The organism is Arthrobacter sp. ISL-28 (assembly GCF_018613875.1).
Taxonomy (GTDB): domain Bacteria; phylum Actinomycetota; class Actinomycetes; order Actinomycetales; family Micrococcaceae; genus Arthrobacter.
Window position 1 is genome coordinate 130309 of sequence record NZ_JAGGPJ010000003.1, and the last position, 23372, is coordinate 153680.

Sequence of the window (23372 nt, forward strand, 5' to 3'; positions counted from 1 at the left end):
ATTACCGCGGCCCGCCCGGTGACAGCGCCTTTAACCGGGCATCGGTCGCTGCAGTGACCAGTTCGACGTCGTAGGCAACCAAGACGTCCGTCTGCAGGCGGATAGCGGTGGCCAGATGGATGGCGTCGGCGCTGTGCAGCTTGCCTGGCATGGCGGGGGCATACAGGAGGTCCGAACGGGCCAGATCCACCAGGTTGATCCCGGCCAGAACCGTATTGATCAATTGGGCCGGCAGATCGCGGCGCTTTCCCGCGCAATGGAGCTCGGTATGCAAGAGCATGGAGGCGACCAAGTGGTTGGCTTCATGCGCCGCTGTCGAGAGGTACTCGGCCACAGCGGTGGACTCGGTTTCCTCGACGACCAGTTTGAGCGCAGCTGATGTGTCTACGTAGATGATCAACGGTCGCCGCGCAGGTCGGACAGAATCGCTGCGCTGTCGGCATCACTTTTCACGCGCGGCAGGATCCGGAAATCGACCGGTCCGGAGGCTGCCCGTCGCAGGCTTCCCGAGCGGAGCAGCCGCTCGAAAGGGGAGACAGCAGGCGGGATCAAAGTGGCTGTCACCTCGCCGTTATTGGTGACGTCGATCGTTTCCCCATTCTTGACACGCTCGAGGATCTTGCTGCTCTGGTTGCGGTGACGTACGTTCGCCGTCGTCGTTCCTTGAGGGTGTTCAGCTTCAGGCCGGTCTGCACTACCTTTCTCCTATGGCCATGGGCAAGCAACGGTGCTCTGACCCCCTACAGGAATTTCTACTCAGAAGGAGTGGGAAAGGTCATGAATCAACGAACCAAAATATTCTTTGCTCTCATCGCCGTGCTGCTGGTGGTTGGCGGGGCGACGCTTTTTATCTTCGACAACACCAAAAGGAGCAGGGCCTCTGAGTACAACCCGCAGGTCAACCCTGCAGATTTCACGACCAAGATAACGAATAAGTACTTCGCCCTCCCTGTCGGCAAAAAACTGACCTACGAGACCACCGAGCAGGGACGAGTCACCGAGAGGATTGAAATCGAAATCCTGCGGGAGACCAAGACCATAGAGGGCGTTGAGACGGTCGTCTATCTAGATAAGGAATTTAAGAACGGGCAGCTCGTGGAGGAAACCCGGGATTACTTGGCGCAACACAAGAACGGCGATGTGTGGTACTTCGGCGAGGATGTAAAAAACTACTGGAATGGGATGTTGATGAACCATTCGGGCAGCTTTATTCATGGAAAAGACGGGGCAAAAGCCGGAATCTGGATGAAGGCCGAGCAGCGCGTCGGCGATTCCTATAAGCAGGAATTTTACGTTGGTCATGCGGAAGACATACGGGACACCGTCGCTACGGGCGAGACCGTCACCACGAAATCCGGCACGTACACCGGCTGCGTCAAGGTCTACGACTGGACGCCACTGGAAAAGAATGCACGGGAGCACAAATATCACTGCCCCGAGGTCGGTGCGCTGGTCCTTACCGAAGACCTGCAGACAGGCAGCCGGTCAGAACTCGTGAATGTTGTCCAGCCCTAGCCTTCCAACAGCAGATCCGCCTGCCGTGAGCACCTGCTCCTCCACCAGACACGGCAAACGCTCGGCCGGGAATCCCGGCCGGGCGCTTCGCTGGGGACCCTACGCCCGCGCCTTCAGCCCCGGAACACCGTCCTGGATCTGGAAGGAGGCCTTCGTGCTGACGGGGGAGCCCGGCGTCGTGACGTAATCGAGCACCCGGAAGTCAGCCTGCAAGGCATCCTTGGTGATCCGGGTGTTCACATAGCCGCGCGAGTCGTTGTAGAACTTCAGGTGCGGATTCCACGCCATGACCGGATCGCTGGTGGAACCGGAGCCGTTGCCCGTGGATGTGATGGATGTGCAGACCAGCTCGGAGCCGACAACCGGCGACGCCGGATCCTTGTAGTCAACCTTGACGTCGTTGGCCCAGTTCCGGTGCACGTCACCGGTGAGCACGACGGCGTTGCGCACGTTCGCGTCCACCCAGCCTTCGGTGATGCGGCGGCGGGACGCGGCGTAGCCGTCCCAGCCGTCCATGGACACGTCGTCGATCTCGCAAGCCTGGTTGCGGTCCCGTTCGGCGAAGAAGACCTGCTGGCCCAGAATGTCCCAGCGCTGCGCGGAGTTCCGGAAGCCCTCCAGCAGCCACTTCTCCTGCTCCGCGCCCGTGATGCTGCGGTCCTCAGCCAGTCGCTCGGTAACGTTCTTCCTCCAGCCGTCCCCGGCGAGCTGGTCGTCGAGGTACTGGCGGGTGTCCATCATGTGGAAGTTGGCCAGCTGGCCCCACTGGATGGTGCGGTAGATCTTCATGTCGAAGCCGGCCGGGACGGAGGACTTCCGCAGCGGCATGTTCTCGTAGTAGGCCTTGAAGGCCGCGGCCCGGCGCTGCCGGAAACGTTCCGTGGTGTCGTTCATCTGGGCCGGATCGCTGCCCTTCTTGTATTCGTACAGATAGTCGCCCAGGTGCAGCACGAGATCCGGGGGTCCTGGGCCGGGCGCGTGTAGGCGGTGAAGTAGCCGTGCTCGTACTGTGAGCAGCTGGCGAAGGCCATGGCGAGTGCGGCCGGCGTCTCGTGCGGCGCCGGGCTGGTGAGAGTCCGCCCGACAGCGCTGATGTGCCGCCCGCTGCGGAAGCGGTAGAAGTATTCACGTCCGGGCTTGAGGCCCTTGAGCTCCACGTGCACGGAGTGGGCGTTTTCGATACGGGCCTCTTCGACGCCGCGGGCCACCACTGTGCGCATGCCGGCATCCTCGGCGACCTCCCAGGCAACCGGGACACTGCGCGACGGCATACCGCCCAAGCCATCTTCGGCGGTCGGATCCAGGGCACGACGACGGCGCGTGGCAGCCGGGGCAAGGGAGCCGCGCCGCCGGCCGGGCTACTTCTTGCTCGGCTTGGAAGCCTTGGGCTCCTTGGGCGGCAGGCCGGCCACGTAGTTGTAGGCCTTCGTCACCCAGGCCTTTTCCCGGGCTTCATCGCCGTCGCCTTCGGCATTCCAGATTTCCGGCAGACCGACATAGCCGCCCATCGGACGCTCCTCCGGGCCAAAGGGCACGGTGCGCTCGGACGCCTCCAGTTCCGCCCTGTCGGCCTCCGAAAGCCGGACGCCGATGGTGGAGCCGAAGAGGCCCGCAAACATGTTCCCGTTGACGAATGCACCGAGGTTTCCGAACATCGGCTTCACCGTCACCTCGGCATTGGTGGGCATGACAGAACGGAAATGTTCCTTGTCTGCATCTGACGGTTTAGGCATCTGCATGGCTACTTCTTCCGGGTCGCGTGGGTGCCCAGTCAGGGCCGCTGTGTGTGAAGCCTATTGCGTTTCACCCGCGGGATCGAGGGATGCGGCCTACATCCGCTTCGGTTAGTCGTGGGTCGGTTCGCCGGTGATCCGGTGGTCGGAGTGGTTGATGGTTTCGCGGATGAGGCGGACCAGGTGCCCGTCGTGAAGGGAGTAGATGACATGTCGGCCGTCTTTGCGGGTGTCCACGAGGCCGCTGAGCCGGAGCTTGGCCAGGTGCTGGCTGACCACCGTCCGGGGGACAGTGGCGGCGGCGGTGAGTTCGGTGACGGTTTTCGGGCCTTCTGAGAGCTGCCAGAGCAGGTGCAGACGTGTGGGTTCGGCCAGCATCCGGAGCGTCGCGGCGGCTGTGTCCAGGAGCTCCGGGCCCGGGATGACCGGGTGAACCAGGGACGGCTTCTCAGGCGTCGCTTTGGGTGCTCGCTCGGGCTGGCTGCTCATCGCTGCGCTCCTCGCTCTCGGACTCCAGGGGTACCGCGGCGGGGTGCCGGGGCCAGGACACGAATGCACCTGCAGCACCTATCATCCCAATAAACGTCAAGGCGGCGGCGGCCCGGCCCAGCCCGGCGGCTGCGCCGACCCAGCCGGCCAGCGGATACGTCAGGATGTAGCAGGCGTGGGAGAGGGAAAACTGCGCCGTAAAAACGTAGGGCCGGGTTTCCTCGGTTGAGGCCTCGCGCAGCAGCCGGGACGAGGGGGTGAGGATCGCGGAGTTCCCGGCACCGAGTAGGAACCACAGACCCAGCAGCCACACCCAGCCCGCACTTCCGACGCCGAGGACGGTCAGGGTGGTGGCGCCGGCCAGGCCGAGGGGTATCAGGGCCGCGCCGGTGAGCATCACGGCCCGGTCCCCGAACCGGTCCAGCACCCGGGGCGCCGTCAGCGCCACGATCATGGACCCGACGCCGAAGCAGGCCAGTGCCAGGGCAAGGTCGGTGTCCGGGCGGTGCAGGACGTCCCGGACGTAAACGACGGTGTTGACCAAGACCAAAGCCGTTGGCGCTGCCACGGCCAGGTTCAGCGCCAGCAGGGACCGCAACCGCTGGTTACGCCAGAAAATCCTGGCACCCAGCGTGGTCCGATGCCACAGCGACGTCACCGGCCCGGCCGCTGTCTCGACCCTCGGCAGGACAGTAATGGCGATCATGAGTGCCGAGAAGAGGAAGCCCGCCACGGTGCCGATGAAGAGGTTGTTGTAGCTGATCAGGGTCAGCAGCAGTGCAGCGATCACCGGGCTGACCAGGGCCTCCATGTCATGGGCCAGCCGGGACAGCGACAGGGCCCTGGTGTAGTCCCGCTCATCCGTCAGGATGGACGGAATGAGTGACTGGAAGGCCGGGGTGAAGGTCGCGGATGCGGCCTGCAGCAGGAAAATCACTACATAGATCTGCCAGACGTCGGTAATGAACGGCAGGGACAGGGCCATGGCGGCGCGGATCAGGTCCGCCCCGATCAGTACCCGCTTCTTGGGCCAGCGTGCCACAAGTGCGTTGATGACCGGGGCCAGCCCGACGTAGGCGAGCATCTTGATCGTCAATGCGGTACCCAAGACGGCGCCGGCGTTGGGCCCTGCCAGGTCATAGGCCAGCAGTCCCAGCGCGACCGTGAGCAGGCCGGTGCCGATCAGCGCCACAACCTGCGCGGCGAACAGCCGCCGATAGGTCTTGTCCCCGAAAACAGCCAACATCCGCCAACCCCTTAAGTGCATGTGTGCATCCCTACGCACATATAATAGCCGGGAGTTCTGGAAATCACGACGAGGAAATCCAGAGACGTGGGAATCGGGCATTGCGGTGGCCACCTATCCGGCGTCAGGCGCAGCTGCATTCGGTAGGCTGAAGCGAACATAGTCTTCGACGCAAACACGGCCATGTCCAAGAGCCGCAAGTGGTTCGAAGAATTCTGTCGTCAACCCGACAGGGACAACTGAAGTTGGGGTTGAGTCGGTGACGCGCTCGGTTACGTGGGGGCGAATTTACTTCGCCATGCAGGCGATTGCCGGTTTCTCCTGCTGGGCCGCCGTTTTCGTGTCGCCTGTGGTGCGCGAGGCGACCCTCGGTGATGCTTCCGGTGCTGGTGGTCAGCCCGGCCCTGAAATCCGTGTACAGTAGAGACCGTTGTTGTGTTTGTATTTGGTAGTTCAGGCAGTACGCGCGGTCGAAAGTCCGCGTTCTTCTGAAGTAGCGGTTTTGAACACCCCACGCCGGAGGACCCGAAAGTCGGGACTTTTCCTCCACCTTCACGAAGGACAAAAATAATGGCTACTGGTACCGTCAAATGGTTTAACGCTGAAAAGGGCTTCGGCTTCATTTCCCCCGATGACTCTTCACAGGACGTCTTCGCGCACTACTCCGCGATCGCCTCCTCCGGCTTCCGCTCCCTCGAAGAGAACCAGAAGGTTTCCTTCGAAACCGAGCAGGGCCCCAAGGGTCCCCAGGCCGTAAACATCCAGGCTCTCTAATTCCATAGAGAAACTGGGGCCTTAGGGTTTCATTTTTCGAGCAGGGCCCGTCTTTGACGGGCCCTGCTTTTGATTAACCGCGAAGACAACGGTTCAGCCCTGCGTATGGGTCTTCGTTTCCTCCGACGACTCGGGGTCCCAAGGCGGTTCCGTGGTCACGACAAGCTCAACCAGCGGACGGATGCACGGGCCTGGCCGGGGGAGTAGCGTCTTTGTGTAGGACGACGGTGCGTACAGAGCGGGGCGGATGGACCATGGCAAGCGGGGCGAGTGAATCCACCCGACTTGATCCGTTGCAATATCCATGGAATCCGCCCAAGACCTCGGGCCTCATTAACGGGGACGATTTCCTGCCTTTACAGCCCGCAGCCTGGCGCTTGAACAAGGCCCTGGTTGAAGCTGATGCGGCGCGGCTGGACAGCCGCTTCCTTGTGGTCTCAATCGGCTCGAACTCCAGCCCCGACGTCATGCGGCGGAAGTTCGCGCGTTATAAGCAGCCTGTCAGCAGGACTCTTCCGCTGATCCGTGGCCAGCTATCCAACATCGGCATTGGCCACTCTGCGCATGTGAGCAGGGCCGGCTACATCGCTGCCGCTCCATATTTCCAGATGGGTGCCCGCAGCACGGTCTGGGCATCGTGGCTTGATGAGCGCCAACTGATGGCGCTGGAGGAAACGGAGCCCAATTACCGGCGGATTCAGCTTCGTGGAGAAGCCTGTCCGCTTGTAATGGACAACGGAGAATGTCCGGAGACGTTTTCGCTCTTCACGTCGCGCTGGGGCATTCTGACCGACGGCAATGGCGAAAACCTTCCCTTCTCGGATCAGCCTGCCCTGTTCCGGCTCCTTGCAGGCAGCAATATCAGCGAAGACCTCGAGGATGGGAGATCCTTCTTTCAGGAACCTCCGCAGCGGATTGCTGAGAAACTCGCTCTGCCGTCGGCACAGGCATGGGCCAAAGAATGGTTCTGCGCGGCCGGTTTAGCCACTCACGTGGACCTCGGCATCGCGTCTGAAGAGTAGCTGCAGTGCGCAAATACCGTGGGGAGCACCTGTGTCAACGTTGTGAGCAGAGCCCGTCTTTGACGGGCCCTGCTCTTGTTAACTCGGGTGTGCTGGTTAACTCGGGTGTGCTGGTTTTGACGGGATCACTTGCCCTGCCCTTTGGGGCGCGCTACTTCTTCGGGCAGCGGTGAGCGGGATTGTAGGCCGCGAACATGCCATCAGGGTTCTCTTTCCAAACCCAGGCATGCAGGGCGAACGTGCCCGGGAACGGCCCGTTCTCAAACTTCAAGCCCGCAATCTCAGGCCTCTTCTTCGCCGTGGACAGGAACTCGACGGCAACCAGCTTGTACCGTCCCTGCTTGTTGGGCATGTACACCAGGACTTCGGGCTTGCGGGCATCTGTCTTGGCGTCAATCAGGGAATTCTTGGCGTAATGGAAGCCCATGGCGCCCACGCCCTTCTTCTCGACGCATTCGCTGGCCTTCTTGTAGCCGTCCTCTATCGCCTCATCCAGCCAGCGGTATTCGTCGGTTACGTCCCTCAGCGTTTTTACCAATTTGCGCTGCTGGGAAGTTAGCTTCTGATCATCATCGTCGTCATCATCCCAGCCGCCATGGGCGGCGGCGGTGCCGGGCACGAGTCCAGCGGTCAGGACACCGGCGGCGAGCATGGACAGGAATCCTTTTTTGGTGCGATGCAACATCTTCTTTCAACCCTCTGAGACCGATATTTTCCGGTAAGGGTACGAAGGACTGGGCCCTCTGGCCCACCTCCGCCAGGATGCCGGCGGCCCCAATGGCCAGCCGGTGGTAGGGCCGCTCTGCATATCGTCTGCAAAATTGGAGCGGGCTCTAGAATTATGCGCTTCGTACGTAAGCGGTGCCAGTGTTAAAAATGAAGAGCGTTTCTAGTGCAGACCCATCGCGTTCCGGACTTCATCAAGGATGTGGTGCATGGCAGTCTCGGCCGCCGTCGCGTCCCCGCCGGCTACCGCCGCGGCAACCTCTTCGTGCGCGGCAAGGGCTTCGGGGCGTGGCTTGAAGGGCATGAGCCCCTGCTGGGTCCGGCTGGTAAGCACCTCGGCCACCATCCCTTCCAGAGCCGTGAACATCTCGTTGCCGCAGCTCTGCAGCAGCAGCCGGTGGAAGGCGATGTCGGCCTCGAGGAACCCCTGAAGGTCACCTGCTTCCCCCAGCCGGCGCAGGTCCGCGGCCAAAGAGACCAGCCGGCTGCGTTCCGCGGCGCTGGCCCTGCGCGCTGCCCCTGCAGCGGCAATGGGTTCGACGGCGATACGCAGCTCAGTGAGGCTGCTGAACTGCTGGGCCCGGTGGTCGGACGCGAGACGCCACCGCACCAGCTTCGGATCAAAGACGTTCCACAGGTCCCGCCGCTGCACCACGATGCCCACGCGGCGCCGCGAATACACCAGATTCATTGACTCGAGGACCTTCATCGTGTCGCGGGCAACGGTGCGGGACACCCCGTACTCCTGCTGCAGCCCCTCCAGAGTGAGGCGGCTTCCCGGCGGGAGCTCACCGGCGATGATGGCCACGCCCACAGCGTCCAGCACGCGTTCATGCATCGCGGGGGACCCGCCGTCGTTCGCGTCATCCGCGTGGTCTTCTGTCACCGTCGACATGATTCTGCCTTCCACTCCGCGCCCAGGCGCTCTCAAAGCGTACCGGAAGATCCTGCGAAAGGTATGACCTGTGAAACGCAAAGATAGTATCTTTTGGATCAATTGGTGATACCTTATCTCCAGCGCGGTTCGCATCGGACTGCAGAATGAGCTTCTTCCACAAGCCAAAGACGTCTTCTCCGGAGGTAAACATGCAGTATCCAGCCACGCATCTGGTCGTGATGGGCGTTGCCGGTTCAGGCAAGTCCACGATTGCCGCGGCCCTTTCCAAGCAGCTTGGCTGGGCATCCGCCGAGGCTGACGAATTCCACCCGCAGTCCAACATCGAGAAGATGAGCCAGGGCATTCCCCTTCAGGACGAGGACCGCTGGCCCTGGCTTCAGCAGATTCAGAAGTGGATGACCGAACAGGCTCGGGCAGGCCACTGCACCGTCCTCACCTGTTCCGCGCTCAAGCGGAGCTACCGCCAGCTGCTGTCCGAGGCGGAAGGCCGTGTCCTCTTCATCCACCTTCACGGCGAGGCGGACCTGATCAGCGAGCGGATGCAGGGACGTGAAGGCCACTTCATGCCGCCCATGCTGCTCCCCAGCCAGCTTGCCACGCTTGAGCCGCTGAGCCCGGAGGAACTGGCGGCGGGAAGCCTCCGCCTGGACATCTCCAAGTCCCCGGAGCAACTCATCGAGGCCATCCTCGCAGCGCTCAAGCTTCCCTCGGACCGGGCTAACTGCGCCCACTAACCCCAACTCTCGTCAACTCCCCAACTTAGTAAACCTGTTTCAAAGGAGAACCATGACCATCGAAGGATGGACCCAAACACTGGGCGCAGGACCACTGCTGCTCATCGCGGCGGCCGCGATCGCCGTCCTGCTGTTCCTGATCATCAGGCTGCGCATGCACGCGCTCCTTGCGCTGATCGTTGTCAGCCTCGCCACCGCCTTCGCCACCGGCATCCCCGCCAACCAGGTGGTGCCCGTGCTCATCAACGGCTTCGGGACCACCCTCGGCACCGTTGCCCTCCTGGTGGGTCTGGGCGCGATGCTCGGCCGGATCGTGGAAACCAGCGGCGGTGCAAAAGTCCTGGCCGACTACCTGATCGGCATCTTCGGTGAAAAGCGTGCCCCGTTCGCCCTGGGCCTCGCCTCCCTGATCTTCGGCTTCCCGATCTTCTTCGACGCCGGCCTCGTGGTCATGCTCCCCGTGGTCTTCGCGGTGGCGCACCGACTGGGAGGGGGAGTGCTGCGCTACGGCCTCCCGGCTGCCGGCGCGTTCTCCGTGATGCACATCTTCCTGCCGCCGCACCCGGGCCCCGTCTCGGCGTCGGCCTTCTTCGAGGCGAATGTCGGCCTGGTCACCATCGCCGGCCTGCTCACCGCCATCCCCACCTGGTACGTCACCGCCTACCTGTACGGCCTGTGGACCGGCAAGAAGCTGCAGCTCCCCGTCCCGGAACTCCTCGGCCACGCCGACGCCGAAGCCCTATCCCACCCGCCGCGCTTCCGCACGATCATCGGCCTGCTGCTCCTGCCGCTCGTCCTGATCTTCATCAATACCGGCCTGAACACCTTCGCCGCCTCCGGCGTGCTGCCGGAAAACGTTCGGGATGAACAGTGGTTCCAGGTGTTGCGCACCATCGGTGAAACCCCTGTTGCACTGCTCATCGCCGTCCTCGTGGCCATGTACATCCTCGGTGCCCGCCGCGGAACGCACAACGGCGTTCTGGAGAAGCTGCTCGAATCCGCGCTCGGGCCGGTCTGCTCGGTCATCCTCATCACCGGCGCCGGCGGCATGTTCGGCGGCGTCCTGCGCACCTCCGGCATCGGCGATGCCCTGGCCGACGTCCTCGGCAACCTGGGCATCCCGCTCATCCTCGCCGGCTTCCTGATCTCCGCCATCCTGCGCATCGCCCAGGGTTCGGCCACCGTCGCGCTCACCACCACCGCCGGCCTCATCGCTCCGGCGGTTGCGACAGCGGGACTGAATGGCATGCAGATCGCGGCCCTGGTCATCGCCGTGGCCGCCGGCTCCGTGGTGGTCTCCCACGTCAACGACTCCGGCTTCTGGCTCGTGGGTCGCTTCTTCGGCATGGACGTCAAGACCACACTGAAAACCTGGACCGTCATGGAAACACTCATCGGCACCATGGGCTTCGCCATCGCGGCCACCATCTTCGGGCTGGCCGGGCTGGCTGGTTAGCGCCTTCCAGGCGAGTACGACGGCGGGAGGCCGGCAGATCTGCCGGCCTCCCGCCGTCGTGCTCTCTACGCCGAGTTTGTCGGAATCGAACAGCCGCTGACCAGCCCGCCCACGAGTTCAGAGAGAAGGCGGCGGTGGCTTCCCGACCCAGCGTCCGGCTCGCCTTTGTGACCTATTGTCAACAATCTACGATTGTGTTACATTGGCCTCCTGGAATGCAGACGCCAGCACGATGGCTCCGGAGGCGCAAGGGTGCGCCAAGGGTGGGTTGGCCTGCAGTGGCAGCGGTGGGGCACGAGGACGGGGAAAAATGAAAAACGATACTTTATGGGTCATTTGCGAAGACGACTGTGAGTACTGCACGGGGCCCGAGACAGACTAGGCCCAGGGCCTAGCCAGGCTTTTTGCGGTGCCCAGCCTCTTTCACCAGTTCTGTCAGCCACGGCCGGTGCCCCTTGTGGAACACCATTCCTTCGGGCAGCCCCTGGACTGTGGGTACGGAATCGGCGATGTCGATCGTGATCCGGCCGCCGCCCATCGGTGCATTGCTGATATGCAGGTTGCCGTAGGACTCCGGGAGGACGGGATCCATCCAGAAGCCGCCCCGGGAAACGTGGGTGTCATACCGCATGAGGGTGGTCACGAGCTGGATGGGCGTCGTGGCTGCCCAGGCCTGCGGCGAACACGCCGTCGGGTACGGAACAGGTTCGGCAAACTGGTCCCGGCTGAAGCCGCAGAACAGCTCCGGCAGCCGGCCGTCGGAAAATTCCGCGGCCTCCATGAGAGCAGTGGCGATGCGCTGCGCTTCCGCCACGAACCCGTAGCGCATCAGGCCCGCCGCGATGACGGCGTTGTCGTGCGGCCAGACCGAGCCGTTGTGGTAGCTCGCGGGGTTGTAGGCGCCCATGTCGCTGGCCAGGGTCCTTACTCCCCAGCCGCTGAACATCTCCGGCGACATGAGCCGTTCGGCCACCTGCGGCGCCTTATCCTCATCCACGAGGCCGACCCACAGACAATGGCCAATGTTGGAGGCGCAGGCGTCGACCTGCCGCTTCTTGCCGTCCAGCGCGATGGCGTAACACCCGCGCTCGGGTATCCAGAACTGCTCGTTAAACCGTTTCTTCAGTTGCGCCGCGCGATCGGCGAGCTCGTCTCCCAAGGCCGTGTCACCGGCGTCGTACGCTATCCAGGAGCGCGCCATGTACGCGTCGTAGACATATGCCTGCACCTCACAGAGTGCGATTGGGGGTTCAGCCATCCGCCCGTCCGCGAAGTTGATGCCGTCCCAGGAGTCCTTCCAGCCCTGATTGATGAGCCCTTGGGGGTTGAGACGCTCATACTCGACGAACCCGTCGCCGTCCTTGTCGCCGTAGTCCCGGATCCAGTCAAGAGCCCGGTCCGCATGAGGCAGCAGCGCCGCGATGGTTTCCTTGGCAAAGCCCCAGCGGCTCACCGTTCCAAGCACCGTCACGAACAGCGGCGTGGCGTCGACGCTGCCGTAGTAGACGGACTTACCGCCCAGTGAAAGCCCGCTGGAGACGTCGAGCCGGACCTCGTGCAGGATCTTGCCCGGTTCCTCCTCGCTCATCGGATCCACGACTTTGCCTTGGCGGTCAGCCAGGGTCTGCAGCGTGCCAAGTGCCAGGGACGGATCCACCGGCATCGACATTTCTGATGCCCACAGCGAGTCGCGGCCGAAGAGCGTCATGAACCACGGCGCACCGGCAGCCACCACAATCCGCTCCGGGTAATTCGGGTCCTCGATGCGGAGCGCGCCCAGATCGTCGTAGCTGCGCCGCAGGGTCCGTTCGATGGAGCGATTTCCCAGCTGCACCACCGGAATCTTGGCAACCCACTCCTGCCGGCGCCGGTCCCGGGGGGACAGTCCGTCCCCTTCAGGATGGATGAACGACGGCGGGGGAGGACTTGCCGCCTCCGTGCTGGGGACTGCGGTGAGGACGGTACTCCACTGGCTGTGGGGCGCGATCGATACGCGGTACGTCACGGCGTCCTGGGTGACGTCGGCTCCGGGAGCCTGGATCAGGATTCCCTTCCTGACGTCCTGCCAGGTAGCCCGGATGGTCAACGAATCACCGTCCGCTTCCCGGGTTTCTTCCCATCGCCGCTGGATCCGGGCCTCCTTAACCTCGAAAAGATCGGCGAAATCTGATTCGGCCCTTACAGACATGACGCATTCGGCGGGATTCGGGGAGTAATTGCGGATCGTGACCTGCTCCTGGATGCCGGCCCCCACTTCGCGCAGCCGCTCGACGATCAGGGGAGTGTCCGCATAACCATCTGACCGCGTGATGCGGCCGGCAAACAGCGCGCGGTACGGTTCCTTCGTCTCCGCGGCCAGCGGCTCCAGCGGCTGGCCGTTAAAGGTCAGACTCCAGCGGGACAGGATGCGGGTGTCCTGGAAGAAAACTCCGTGCGGATATTCGGGATGAATGTCCCCGTTGGGCAGGGAGATGCAGAAGGATGTCCCCTCCACCAAGGTGATTGTCCCTGACCCTACAGGTCCGGCAGCAGTGTCAGCGTTCCATCCAGCCATCCCGGCCTCCTTAAGAAACCGACGCCCGCGTGAACTGACCCTCCGGGTCATGCCGCTGACGTCGCTGCCCATTCTTGACTCGACGCTACGCTTGCTGGCACCCGGGCACCAGAGCTTCGGTGGGCAGAATCACTTCCAGCTGCCGCCCGCCCCCCACGTCCGGCTCGATACCGAAAACGGCCGGGATCGAAGCGGCGTGGTCTGTTGGGTGCTGCCTGCATTCAGGCGGTGTGGAGGAGTTCTTGCGGCCCTTGGGCTTTGGCCTTTGCTTTCGGCAGGAAGCGGTTAATAGCTGCTGCCGAAATGGCGGCCAACAGGGTCATGAGCAGCCACGGAGCGGCAGCCGCCAGTGACGGTGCGTATGCAAGTTCGTAGAGCGGGGCCAGGGCCGTGTTGCCCAGGAGGACGGCGACGCCTCCCGCGCTGGAGAGCAAACCGTAGAAGGCCCCGGTAGGACGCCCCGCCGAAAACTCGAGTACCAGTCCCATGGCAACGGGCGTCACGCACATGTGTCCGAGGGAAAGACCCGTGACGAGCAGAAGGGCCGGCAGGATGGGGAACCCGTTCGGCGGAGGAAACACGGCCATAACGGCGAGGGAACCGAAACCTGCGGCTTGCAGGCCAAATCCCAGGGGAAGCGCTATTTTTGCCCCTGCCCGGCGCATCAGCCTCGCGATCGGCCACTGCAGGACGACGGTCAGGACAGACGCACACGCAAATACCGTGGCCAGCGCGCTGATGCCGGCGCCGCTGCGCTGGAGTTCGACCGGCAACCCGAAATAGAGCTGGTTGTAGGCCAGGAGATTGAGGCTGTAGAAGGCCGCGAACCAGATGAACCTTTTCTCGCCGAGGCAGGACCAAATGCCCGACGACGGCGCAGACCTGGGCTGTTCGGCCAGCGTTTCGGGGATATCGGGGCGGGTTTTAGGAAGGAAGCGCAGGAAGACAAGGGCCATTAGGGCAAAGACTCCGGCTCCTACCAACAGGGCGGTGTCAAAACTGGTATTGAGTAGCAGGGCTCCCAGTAGCGGGCCGACAACTGCGCCAATTTCCCCAAAGACCACCAGCAAGGCAAAGAGGGCCGAGCCTTGGTTGCTTTTTGTGGTGCTGTTCGGGGTGGTTTTGGAACGGGTGGTGCCGCGCTGTGCAGCTGCCGCCACGAGGCTTTCCAATGCAGGCGAGAACAGGGCACCACCAACGCCGGTGATGACGGCACCGAGCAGGAAGAGCGGGAAATCTTCGGCCAGCACCAGGAGCAGATATCCGGCGATCCGCACCAGGCATCCGGTGATCATCGCCCGGCGTGCTCCCCAAACGTCGGCAATGGCCCCGCCGAAAAGGAACAACCCTTGCTGGGCAAAGGTTCGTGCACCAAGGACAATCCCGATCGCCATCGCGCCCATGCCAAAGTCTTCCCGCATGGCCACTGCGAGGAAGGGAACTACTGAGAAGAAGCCGACGTTGAAGATGAGCTGACTGGCCAGCAGAAGCCTCGGTGAAGCTTGCACCATCACGCCGGCCTCCCCCGCACTGGTGACTTCCACGCGGGACTTCCGTACCGCCGTCGAGGATGATTTCATGCCTTGCTCCCAATTCTGGTCAGCCGCGGGATGGAGGCGATGAGTTCCCGGGTGGCGTGATGTTGCGGGTTATCGAATAGCTCCGCGGTTGGTTCCTGCTCCACGATGGGCCCCAGAGAGAGAGCTCTTCCAGGGAGGTTTGTACAGCAGGCACTCTAATGCTATCAAGAATCATTCGCATTTGTCACCTTGGCGAAACCTAAAGCCGAAAGAGGACGCCCCGGCGAGGCGGACACAAAAGCCAGGTCCGAACGCGGGGGTAGGTATGTCGAGCGTTTAGAGGGCCTTGAGCGTTTCCGCGAGCCGAGAGATACCCAGTTCCGTCCGCTCAGGGGTTTGCGAGGCAAAGCACAGCCGTAGAGCGTTGCCGAACTGTCCAGTCACGGAGAACGCATGTCCGGGGATGAATGCCACACCGTTCTGGACGCCTAAGCTAAACAGTTTTGAGGTGTCGACGTGTTCACGGAAGGTGAGCCACAGGAAGAATCCGCCTTGGGGATTCGTCCATGTCGCCTGTCCGCCGAAGTGGCGCTCCAGCGAGGCCTGCATCGCCCGCATCCGTGTGTGATATTCGCTGCGGAGCCGCTCCAAGTGTGGCTCGAGGTCACCGCGGCGAAGGAACTCGGCCGACAGGAGCTGATTGGGAACATTGGTGCAGGTGTCCATCGTTTGTTTTGCATCAATGAGTTTCGCCACGATGGCAGGATCGGCGTCGACCCAGCCGACGCGCAGCCCTGGGGCGAGGATCTAGGAAAAGGTGCGGACGGAGAACACGAGCGGGTCCCCGCCGCCCAGCTCGCGGAATCCCGGGATGTGCTCGCCGTCGAAACGCAGCATTCCATAGGGGTCATCATCGATGATGATGCTTCCCCATTTCCTGGCCAGCGCGAGTAGGAGGTGACGGCGTTCCAGGGACATGGCCGTCCCGGTCGGGTTCTGAAAATTCGGAATGACGTAGATAGCCTTCGGCACCCGCCCGGCTTTTTGAACCAGCTCCGGCAATGCCTCAACCATCAGGCCGTCGCCGTCCATTGGTGCCTCAAGGATGTCCGCACCATAAGCCAGGAGCGTGGCACTTCCGTTGGTATAGGTCGGCGCCTCGACGATCACGAGGTCTCCTGGGTCAACAAACAGCTTGCCCGCCAGGTCCAGCCCCTGCATTCCTCCGGTCGTGATGAGCAGCCGATCGGCCGACGTGCGCTCGGGAGTCGATTCCAGGTATGCAAGCAGTTCGTCGCGGAGCCCGATTTCACCCTCGGTGGCTCCATAGGCGAAGGCCGCCGCCCCGGCATCGGCGAGAACGGACTGGTAGATCTCGAGGAAGGCATCGGAGGGAACCGCTTCAGCAGCCGGGCTCCCCATGGCGAAGCTGACAATGTCGTGTGTCTGTTGCTGCAGCAGGGACGTGCTTGAATCGATAATTGAGCCAACGAGGCCCTTGGCGCGGGCTGCCCACGGGTGGCCTGCGGGACCGATGGGCGTTGGTGACACGATGTGTTCTCTTTCCGTCTGACTCACTGCCGTCCTCTCCGTAGAGCGAGGAGTTCGAGTTCCCGTGAAACAGCTTCGATCGCATCGGCGCGCGTGGCTGGCTTTTTCTCCCCCAGGCGATTCCTTTCGACGCGCCTCGGTTCGCGTGATCCGGGAACAGACATGACAGGGACCCGGGAGCCGGCTGCCTGCTGTTCGGGCGCTGAATCAGCGAGAGGATCGTGGAAGATCAGTTCCGCCACCCTTGGTGAGGGGGCGCCGGCCAGGAACGGCTTCGAATTGTTCCTGTGCATAGTGGACTTTGGCTCAGTCACCGAAACCCACCTTGTTGAACATGAACGGCAAGGAGGATCGAACCCAGGGCAAGGATGCCAGCACAAATCTGTAACAGGGAGCTATTTTCGAATCTTCTCGGACTCCCTGCGTCTGCAGCGGACCAGGGAAAGCGCGACACTGCGCTTGAACTGGTCAGGAGCCCTGCTGCGATGAGCACGATGAGGCTAATCATTGCGCTATCCGCCTTTCTGGTCCACATCGAGGCGCACGTGTGCCTACCGGTCAAGCCCGGGACCCAAGTACATAATTTCACCTCCAAGTCTATCGTCGATTGTTGACAATTGCTAGGTTGAAAAGCAAGAGCCCCGGCGCAGCTGGCTCGGGGCTCTTGCTCGGGTCGGACGAGCCGCTCCGACAGCGTCTCGTTACGCCCGCATCCGGCTTTGTTATGCCGTCGCGGCAGTGAGATCCTCCACTGCCTGTTGCAGATGCCGTTTGATGGCGCGCTGGAGTCCCTTTCTGTCGCCTGCTTCCAGTAGATCCAGGAGGTTCTGATGCTCCTGCACCAGATCGTCCACCCGGGGGTAGGAAACTTCCAGGTTGAGTATGCACATTCGGGATTCGGCTGCCAGTGTCTGGTAAATCCGGATGAGGCGGGAATTTCCTGTGCCTGCAACGAAGGAGGTGTGGAATTGCATATCCAGCCGTGCAATTGCCTGCCAGTCGGACACGGCAACCTGCTTGGCCATGTCCTTGATGATTCCCTTCAGCACGTCGCAGGTGTCGTTGATCTTTTCCGGCCCGGCGTCCATCAGGATGTTTGCGGCGGCTGATTCAATGGCCTCGCGGACGGCGTAGATCTCCTTGATGTCATCAGTCGAAAGCTCCAGGACGAACACCCCGCGGTTGCGGTGGCTGACCAGGATCCCCTCCTGGCTTAAGCGCTGCAATGCTTCCCGGAGAGGGCCCCTGGACGTCTGCAGCTGACTGGCCAGGGCAGATTCATTGATCTGCTGTCCCGGACGGAAAATCCCCTGGACAATCTGTTCCCGCAGCTGATCCGCGATCAGCTGCGCCGTGGGCCTTCCCTCCAGGACAAACAGTCCTTCCTGTGCCGCCATGTACATTCCTCATCTCACTCTTGGTCAAAACTACGTATTATCTAGACAGTAAAGGACTCGTGCACTTCTCATCGGGCGATACCTTCCGGGTCTGTCAGCACAACGGGTTTCGCTTGCCGGGGAAGCCTGGAGGTTGCACGGGAGTATTTTTTCTCGAGCCGGGACTGGGGATAGCTCAGCAGTAGGGTCATCACGAGGTACCAGAGGCTGGCCACGATCAGCAGCGGGATGGTCTCATAGGTGCGGGCGTAGATGAGCTGGGCGCTTTGGAGCAGTTCCGCAACCCCGAGCACGCTGACGAGGGAGGTCTCCTTGAACATGCCGATGACCTGGTTGCCGGTTGCCGGGATGATCGAGGGCATTGCCTGGGGGATGATGATCTTGCGCATCTTCGTTGCGCTGCTCATTCCCAGGGAGTCGGCGGCTTCGATCTGGCCCTTGCCGACCGACATGAACCCCCCGCGGATGATCTCGGCCATGTAAGCGGCCTCGTTGAGGGTCAGGCCGATCAGGGCCGCCGTGATGGGCGCCATCAGGGCATTGATGTCAACCGCGGTGCTGATATCGGTGAACGGAATTCCGATGGTCAGGTTCGGGTACAGCGCCGCGATGTTGAACCAGAAGATCAACTGCACCAGGACCGGTGTGCCGCGGAAAATGGTGATGTAGACGCCCGCGGTGGCCGCAATCGGTTTGATGCTGGAGGATCTCATGATCGCCAGAACCAGACCCAGTAGCGTTCCGAAGAACATGCTGGCAACCGTGAGGAAGATGGTGAGCATTAGGCCACGGAGGATGGTTTCGTGCGTGAAGTACCTGGCGACCACATGCCACTTGAAGTTCGGATTAGTCGAAACGGAAATGAGAATGCCCAAGGCCAGCAGGGAGCAGACGATCCAGGCGACGTACTCAAAGGCACTTCGACGCCGCAACCTTGGTTTGAGCGCTGGGTCCATCCCGCTCACGGCGGTTGCAGGTCTGCGGCCAACGAATTTCAACACCGTGTCCCCTAGTTGAGCTTGGCTTCAGTGATGGCGCCCGCCTCGAGGCCCCAATTGGCGAGCGACTCCTTATATTCGGGGCTGTCCAGGACGGACTGGATGGCCTTCTGCAGGGCCGGCGTCAGCGGCGAGCCCTTTTTCAGGGCAATGGCAGCCACGTGATCCGAGCGCGTGTCCACCTGTGGAGTCAGGATCGTGAAAGTGTTCGGCTGCTGCTCGTCTGCCCAAACGAGCGAGACAGTGTCGTAGAGGACGCCATCGATCCGCTTGGAAGCCAGTTGCGTTAGTGCCTCCTGGATGTTGGGAAGCGTGACGCCGTTGATAGCCGGCTTGCCTTTTTCCTCGCAGGTCCATTTCGAGATGTTCGGCAGATGCTTCAACTGGGCATTCGACCCCTTGGTGACCGCGATGCTCCTGCCGCACATATCTTCGTTGCTGATGTTGAGGGGGTTACCGTGGGCTACGGCAACAGAAAGGCCTCCGTTGAAGTAATCGATCATGTCCAGCACCTTCAGCCGCTCAGTAGTGGGGGACATGGTGGTGGCGGTGAAGTCATAGCGGCCACCGTCAAGACCGGGAATGATGGTGTCGAACGCGGTGTTTTCGAACTTCAGCTTCAGTCCCAGCTTTTTGGCAATCAGCCGTGCCATATCCGGGTTGAGGCCGATCGGCGTGACGTTGTCATCGGCGAGGAACGTGGTGGGCGGGTAGTGAAGGTCCATGGCCACTGTGAGTTCGCCCTTGTCCTTGTAGGACTGGGGCAAAAGCTTTACCGCGGCCTCGTCGGGTTGGACTCCCTCGGAGATGTCAACCGTATTTGACGTGTTCGGGCCCTCCCGTGCCGGATCACCGCTGCCGCCGGCGCCGCACGCGCCGAGTACTAACAGAACCGCCAATCCTGCTACTGCACGCTGGACTTTGCTTCTGGTCTTCATCGCTGCTTCCCTGGGCGAGGGCGGTGCTGGAGCCAACTGACCGGACCGCCCACTAAACGTTCTTACCTAATAATGGAACCACCCGGATCGCAGATCATCGACAATTCACACAGTTTTTTTGCGGCTATCTCTTTCGTCCCGTTTATGCGCGTGGCGGGCAACCCTACAAAAGGGAAGAGGTGGCCAGGTCCATGGGACCTGGCCACCTCTTCGCTGTTGATCCTGCTCAAGGGATGCTTCGAGGAATGTTTTAGGCGATGATGTCGTCGTCTTGCCTCGGGATGGTGAGATCTTTCACGGCCGTTCGCAGGTGGTGCTTGACGGCCTGCTGCAGTCCGTCTCTGTCTTCCGCTTCGAGCAGGTCCAGCAGGTTTTGGTGTTCCTGGACCAGCACATCCAGGCGGGGGTAGGCAACTTCCAGGCTGAGAATGCACATTCTCGACTCGGCCGCGAGTGTCTCGTAAATCCGGATGAGACGGCTGTTGCCCGTGCCTGCAACGAAAGACGTGTGGAATTGCATGTCCAACCGTGCAATCGCCTGCCAGTCGGATACGGCAACGTGCTTCGCCATGTCCCTGATGGTTTCCTTCAGCACCTGGCACGTGTCGTTGATCTTGTCCTGCCCGGCTTCCATCAAGGTGTTGGACGCGGCCAGTTCCACCGCCTCGCGGACGGCGTAGATCTCCTTGATGTCGGCGGTCGAAAGCTCCAGGACGAAGACTCCACGGTTACGGTGGCTGATCAGGAGACCCTCCTGGCACAGGCGCTGCAGTGCTTCCCGGAGTGGACCCCGGGACGTACGGAACTGGCCAGCCACTGCAGATTCATTGATCTGCTGTCCCGGGCGGAAGGTCCCTTGGACAATTTGTTCCCGCAGCTGATCAGCGATCAGCTGCGCCGTGGGTCTTCCTTCCAGGACAAACAGCCCTTCTGGTGCCGCCATTGACATCCCCCTCATTTCATTCTTTCGGTTTACTGCGCGATCTAGACAGCTATTGCGGTGTATTTGATCTCGAGGAATTCTTCGATGCCGATCTTGCCGCCTTCGCGTCCGAGACCTGATTGCTTGACGCCGCCGAACGGTGCTGCAGGGTTGGAGACCAGGCCGGTGTTCAGGCCGACCATGCCTACTTCCAGTTCCGCGGAGAAGCGAAGGGCCTTGTTCATGTTCTCGGTAAAGACGTACCCGACGAGGCCCCACTCGGTGTCGTTGGCGATGGTCAGGACTTCGTCCTCGCTGTCGAAGGCCGTGATGGCCGCGACCGGACCGAAAATCTCGGTGCTCATCAGATCCGCGTCCAGGGAGACGTCCGTCAGGACGGTGGGGGTGTAGAAGTATCCCGGACCGTCGGGGCGGCTTCCCCCGGTCAGGACGCGTGCGCCCTTGGCGATGGCGTCGGCCACCAGGCTTTCGACCTTGTCCAGGCCCTTCTGCTCGATCAGGGGGCCGACCTCGGTTCCTTCCACGGCGCCGTTGCCCACCCGCAGTTCGGAGATCTTTTTGGCGAACTTCTCGCTGAACTCCTCCACCACTGACCGGTGCACGAAGAAGCGGTTCGCGGCGGTGCAGGCTTCTCCCATGTTCCGCATTTTGGCCTTCATGGCGCCATCGACGGCTTTTTCGATGTCGGCGTCGGCCAGGACGATGAACGGGGCGTTGCCGCCCAGTTCCATCGAGGAGCGCATGACGTTGTCGGCCGCCTGGCGCAGCAGGATCTTGCCGACCCCGGTGGAGCCGGTGAAGCTGATCTTGCGGGCGATGCCGCTGCTGGTCCAGTTCTCCACCACGGGCGCGGCGCTGGCGGTGGTGACCACGTTCAGGACGCCGTCGGGAAGGCCGGCCTCCCGGAAGATCTGCACCAGCGCCAGGGACGTCAGCGGTGTCAGCTCGGCAGGCTTGAAGACCATCGTGCAGCCCGCGGCGACCGCGGGGGCGATCTTGCGGGCGCCCATGGCCAGCGGGAAGTTCCACGGGGTGACCAGCACGCAGGGACCAACCGGTTCCTTGGTGATCATGATCCGGGTGTTGCCATCCACGGACGTGGCGTGGTCACCGCCGATGCGAACGGCCTCTTCCGAGAACCAGCGCAGCATTTCGGCGCCGTAGGCCACTTCGCCCTTGGCCTCGGCCAGGGGCTTGCCCATCTCGGCGGTCATGATGGCGGCGAGCCGGTCGGTGTTCGCGATAACCAGTTCGAAGGCGCGCCGCAGGATGTCCGCCCGCTGGCGGGGTGTGGACTTGCCCCACTCCGCCTGGGCGCGGCCGGCGGCCTCGATGGCCAGCGCGGCGTCTTCGGGCCCGCCGTCGGCGACGTGGGCGATGATTTCGTTCGTGGCCGGGTTCTCGACGGGGAACGTGGCGCCGCTGGCGGCCTTCCGCCAGGCACCGTCGATGAACAAGTCAGTATGAAGAGTGGTCGGATCAAATGAGAGACTCATGTCACGCTTTCAGTGTCTGGGGAAGGGATTTCGCCGGGGCGGTGTGTGGTCCGCCGCCGGCGAAATCCATGCCGTGGGTTGTATTAGGAGGTGGCCGTCTTAAGCGCCTGGGTGAATCGGGAGATACCGGCCTGGATCTCATCACTGGTGACGTTCAGTGCCGGGATGATGCGAACGACGTTGCCGTGCGGACCGCAGGTGAGAAGGAGAAGCTCTTCCTTGATTGCGGCCTGCTGGACAGCCAAGGCTGTGGCGGCATCAGGCGTGTTGTCCGGGGCCGTGAATTCGACACCCTGCATCAGGCCGCGGCCGCGGACGTTGCCGATGCCGGTGAATTCTGTCTTGAGCCGGTCAAGTCCTGCGCGCAGTTCGTCACCGCGAAGCAGGGCATTCTCTACCAGGTTCTCGCGCTCGATGACACCCAGGGTTGCGACACCGGCGGCGGCTGCGACGGCGTTTCCGCCGTAGGTGCCGCCCTGTGAGCCGGCCCAGGCCTTCCCCATCAGCTCTGCCGAGGCGGCAATCGCCGAGATCGGAAAGCCGCTGGCGAGTCCCTTCGCGGTGATGACCACGTCAGGGGTGATGCCTGCCCAGTCGTGGCCCCAGAACTTTCCGGTCCGACCGACGCCGGCCTGGACCTCGTCCAGGATGAGCACGATGCCGTGGCGGTCGGCACGTTCCCGCAGTCCCTGCAGGAAAGCCGGGGGAGTGGGAATGTACCCGCCGTCGCCGAGTACGGGTTCGATGATGAAACCTGCCGTGTCTGCGGGGCTGCTGATGCTCAGGAGGAGGTGGTCCAGTTCCTTCAGCGCGAAGTTGACTGCGGTTTCCTCGTCCCAGCCATAGCGGTAGGAGTGCGGGAACGGAGAAATGTGCACGCCGCCCATGAGGGGGGAGAAGCCTGAACGGAACTTCGTGCCGGCCGTGGTGAGCGACGCGGCGCCCACCGTCCGGCCGTGGAAGCCGCCGTGGAAGGAGATGATGTTGGGCCGGCCCGTCGCCATGCGCGCCAGGCGGACCGAAGCCTCCACGGCCTCGGAGCCGGACGTGGCGTAGAAAACGCTGTCCAGCCCCGAGGGCAGGAAGTCTCCCAGTTTCTCGGTGAGCTCAAGCAAGGGCTTGTGCATCACCGTGGTGTACTGGGCATGGACAATCTTGCCCACCTGCTCGCGCGCTGCCGCTACGACGTCGGGGTGGCAGTGACCCGTGCTTGTAACGCCGATTCCGGTGGTGAAATCGAGGTACTTTTTGCCGTCGGTCGCGTGGATCCAGCTGCCGAGCGCGTGGTCTACGACGACGGGAGTGGCTTGCTTGAGGAGGGGACTAAGAGTTGCCATGGCTTCATACTTTCGTAAGGGTTGTAGATTGTCAACAATGTGCGG

The 23372-nt window shown here is 62.4% G+C and carries 20 protein-coding genes and 2 pseudogenes; 5 read left to right on the forward strand and 17 right to left on the reverse strand.

The window, feature by feature from the left end; genetic code table 11:
* Nucleotide 1: 1 nt before the first annotated feature.
* On the reverse strand, nt 2-400 hold the full coding sequence (locus tag J7E80_RS02270; protein WP_215049858.1) for a type II toxin-antitoxin system VapC family toxin: 399 nt from the start codon (nt 398-400) through the stop codon (nt 2-4).
* A complete protein-coding gene (locus J7E80_RS02275) occupies nt 397-564 on the reverse strand; it encodes a prevent-host-death protein antitoxin of TAS system (RefSeq protein WP_251036333.1) in 168 nt (55 codons plus the stop codon). The genes J7E80_RS02270 and J7E80_RS02275 overlap by 4 nt, the downstream gene beginning before the upstream one ends.
* A gap of 213 nt (nt 565-777) precedes the next feature.
* Between J7E80_RS02275 and J7E80_RS02280 the strand changes: the two genes are divergently transcribed.
* The gene (locus J7E80_RS02280; RefSeq protein ID WP_215049859.1) at nt 778-1515 is read left to right on the forward strand and encodes a hypothetical protein; all 738 of its coding nucleotides are present in this window, start codon (nt 778-780) and stop codon (nt 1513-1515) included.
* Between the two features lie 99 nt (nt 1516-1614).
* Here J7E80_RS02280 and J7E80_RS02285 read toward each other — a convergent pair.
* From J7E80_RS02285 to J7E80_RS02300, 4 genes and pseudogenes are all read right to left on the reverse strand, one after another.
* A pseudogene (locus J7E80_RS02285) lies at nt 1615-2828 on the reverse strand (alkaline phosphatase D family protein); the annotation flags it as partial.
* 45 nt (nt 2829-2873) lie between these two features.
* On the reverse strand, nt 2874-3254 hold the full coding sequence (locus J7E80_RS02290; protein ID WP_215049860.1) for a TfoX/Sxy family protein: 381 nt from the start codon (nt 3252-3254) through the stop codon (nt 2874-2876).
* 105 nt (nt 3255-3359) lie between these two features.
* A complete protein-coding gene (locus J7E80_RS02295) occupies nt 3360-3737 on the reverse strand; it encodes a helix-turn-helix transcriptional regulator (protein WP_215049861.1) in 378 nt (125 codons plus the stop codon).
* On the reverse strand, nt 3697-4983 hold the full coding sequence (locus J7E80_RS02300) for an MFS transporter (protein ID WP_215049862.1): 1287 nt from the start codon (nt 4981-4983) through the stop codon (nt 3697-3699). Before J7E80_RS02300 ends, J7E80_RS02295 begins: the two co-directional genes overlap by 41 nt.
* 570 nt (nt 4984-5553) lie before the next feature.
* On the opposite strand from J7E80_RS02300, the gene J7E80_RS02305 reads away from it, so the two are divergent.
* Together J7E80_RS02305 and J7E80_RS02310 are read left to right on the forward strand one after the other, a co-directional pair.
* A complete protein-coding gene (locus J7E80_RS02305) occupies nt 5554-5757 on the forward strand; it encodes a cold-shock protein (protein WP_024365339.1) in 204 nt (67 codons plus the stop codon).
* A gap of 254 nt (nt 5758-6011) precedes the next feature.
* Entirely contained in the window at nt 6012-6779 is a 768-nt protein-coding gene (locus J7E80_RS02310; RefSeq protein ID WP_215049863.1) for a hypothetical protein, read from the forward strand.
* 151 nt (nt 6780-6930) lie between these two features.
* On the opposite strand, the gene J7E80_RS02315 is transcribed toward J7E80_RS02310, so the two are convergent.
* Together J7E80_RS02315 and J7E80_RS02320 are read right to left on the reverse strand one after the other, a co-directional pair.
* On the reverse strand, nt 6931-7464 hold the full coding sequence (locus J7E80_RS02315) for a hypothetical protein (RefSeq protein WP_215049864.1): 534 nt from the start codon (nt 7462-7464) through the stop codon (nt 6931-6933).
* Nucleotides 7465-7668: 204 nt separating this feature from the next.
* Complete coding sequence (locus J7E80_RS02320) at nt 7669-8400, reverse strand: FadR/GntR family transcriptional regulator (protein WP_215049865.1); 732 nt, start codon at nt 8398-8400, stop codon at nt 7669-7671.
* Between the two features lie 191 nt (nt 8401-8591).
* Between J7E80_RS02320 and J7E80_RS02325 the strand changes: the two genes are divergently transcribed.
* Both J7E80_RS02325 and J7E80_RS02330 read left to right on the forward strand, forming a co-directional pair.
* Entirely contained in the window at nt 8592-9137 is a 546-nt protein-coding gene (locus J7E80_RS02325) for a gluconokinase (protein WP_215049866.1), read from the forward strand.
* Nucleotides 9138-9189: 52 nt separating this feature from the next.
* Nucleotides 9190-10593: a GntP family permease gene (locus J7E80_RS02330; protein WP_215049867.1), complete on the forward strand. Its 1404-nt coding sequence runs from the start codon at nt 9190-9192 to the stop codon at nt 10591-10593.
* Between the two features lie 391 nt (nt 10594-10984).
* Here the strand turns inward: J7E80_RS02330 and J7E80_RS02335 are convergent, their stop codons facing one another.
* The 9 genes and pseudogenes from J7E80_RS02335 to J7E80_RS02375 form a co-directional block, all read right to left on the reverse strand.
* Nucleotides 10985-13147, reverse strand: a complete 2163-nt coding sequence (locus J7E80_RS02335; protein WP_215049868.1) for a glycogen debranching N-terminal domain-containing protein — start codon at nt 13145-13147, stop codon at nt 10985-10987.
* A gap of 221 nt (nt 13148-13368) precedes the next feature.
* On the reverse strand, nt 13369-14727 hold the full coding sequence (locus J7E80_RS02340) for an MFS transporter (RefSeq protein WP_251036334.1): 1359 nt from the start codon (nt 14725-14727) through the stop codon (nt 13369-13371).
* 276 nt (nt 14728-15003) lie between these two features.
* Nucleotides 15004-16089: pseudogene (locus J7E80_RS02345) on the reverse strand (PLP-dependent aminotransferase family protein).
* 851 nt (nt 16090-16940) lie between these two features.
* Complete coding sequence (locus J7E80_RS02350; protein WP_251036335.1) at nt 16941-17615, reverse strand: GntR family transcriptional regulator; 675 nt, start codon at nt 17613-17615, stop codon at nt 16941-16943.
* Nucleotides 17616-17683: 68 nt separating this feature from the next.
* Entirely contained in the window at nt 17684-18571 is an 888-nt protein-coding gene (locus J7E80_RS02355) for an amino acid ABC transporter permease (RefSeq protein WP_215049924.1), read from the reverse strand.
* A gap of 53 nt (nt 18572-18624) precedes the next feature.
* On the reverse strand, nt 18625-19551 hold the full coding sequence (locus J7E80_RS02360) for an ABC transporter substrate-binding protein (protein WP_215049870.1): 927 nt from the start codon (nt 19549-19551) through the stop codon (nt 18625-18627).
* Between the two features lie 250 nt (nt 19552-19801).
* Nucleotides 19802-20494, reverse strand: coding sequence for a GntR family transcriptional regulator (locus J7E80_RS02365; RefSeq protein WP_251036336.1), 693 nt, complete (start codon nt 20492-20494; stop codon nt 19802-19804).
* Nucleotides 20495-20535: 41 nt separating this feature from the next.
* Complete coding sequence (locus J7E80_RS02370) at nt 20536-21990, reverse strand: NAD-dependent succinate-semialdehyde dehydrogenase (protein ID WP_215049872.1); 1455 nt, start codon at nt 21988-21990, stop codon at nt 20536-20538.
* An 83-nt stretch (nt 21991-22073) separates the two neighbouring features.
* Complete coding sequence (locus J7E80_RS02375) at nt 22074-23327, reverse strand: aspartate aminotransferase family protein (protein WP_215049873.1); 1254 nt, start codon at nt 23325-23327, stop codon at nt 22074-22076.
* Nucleotides 23328-23372: the final 45 nt, after the last annotated feature.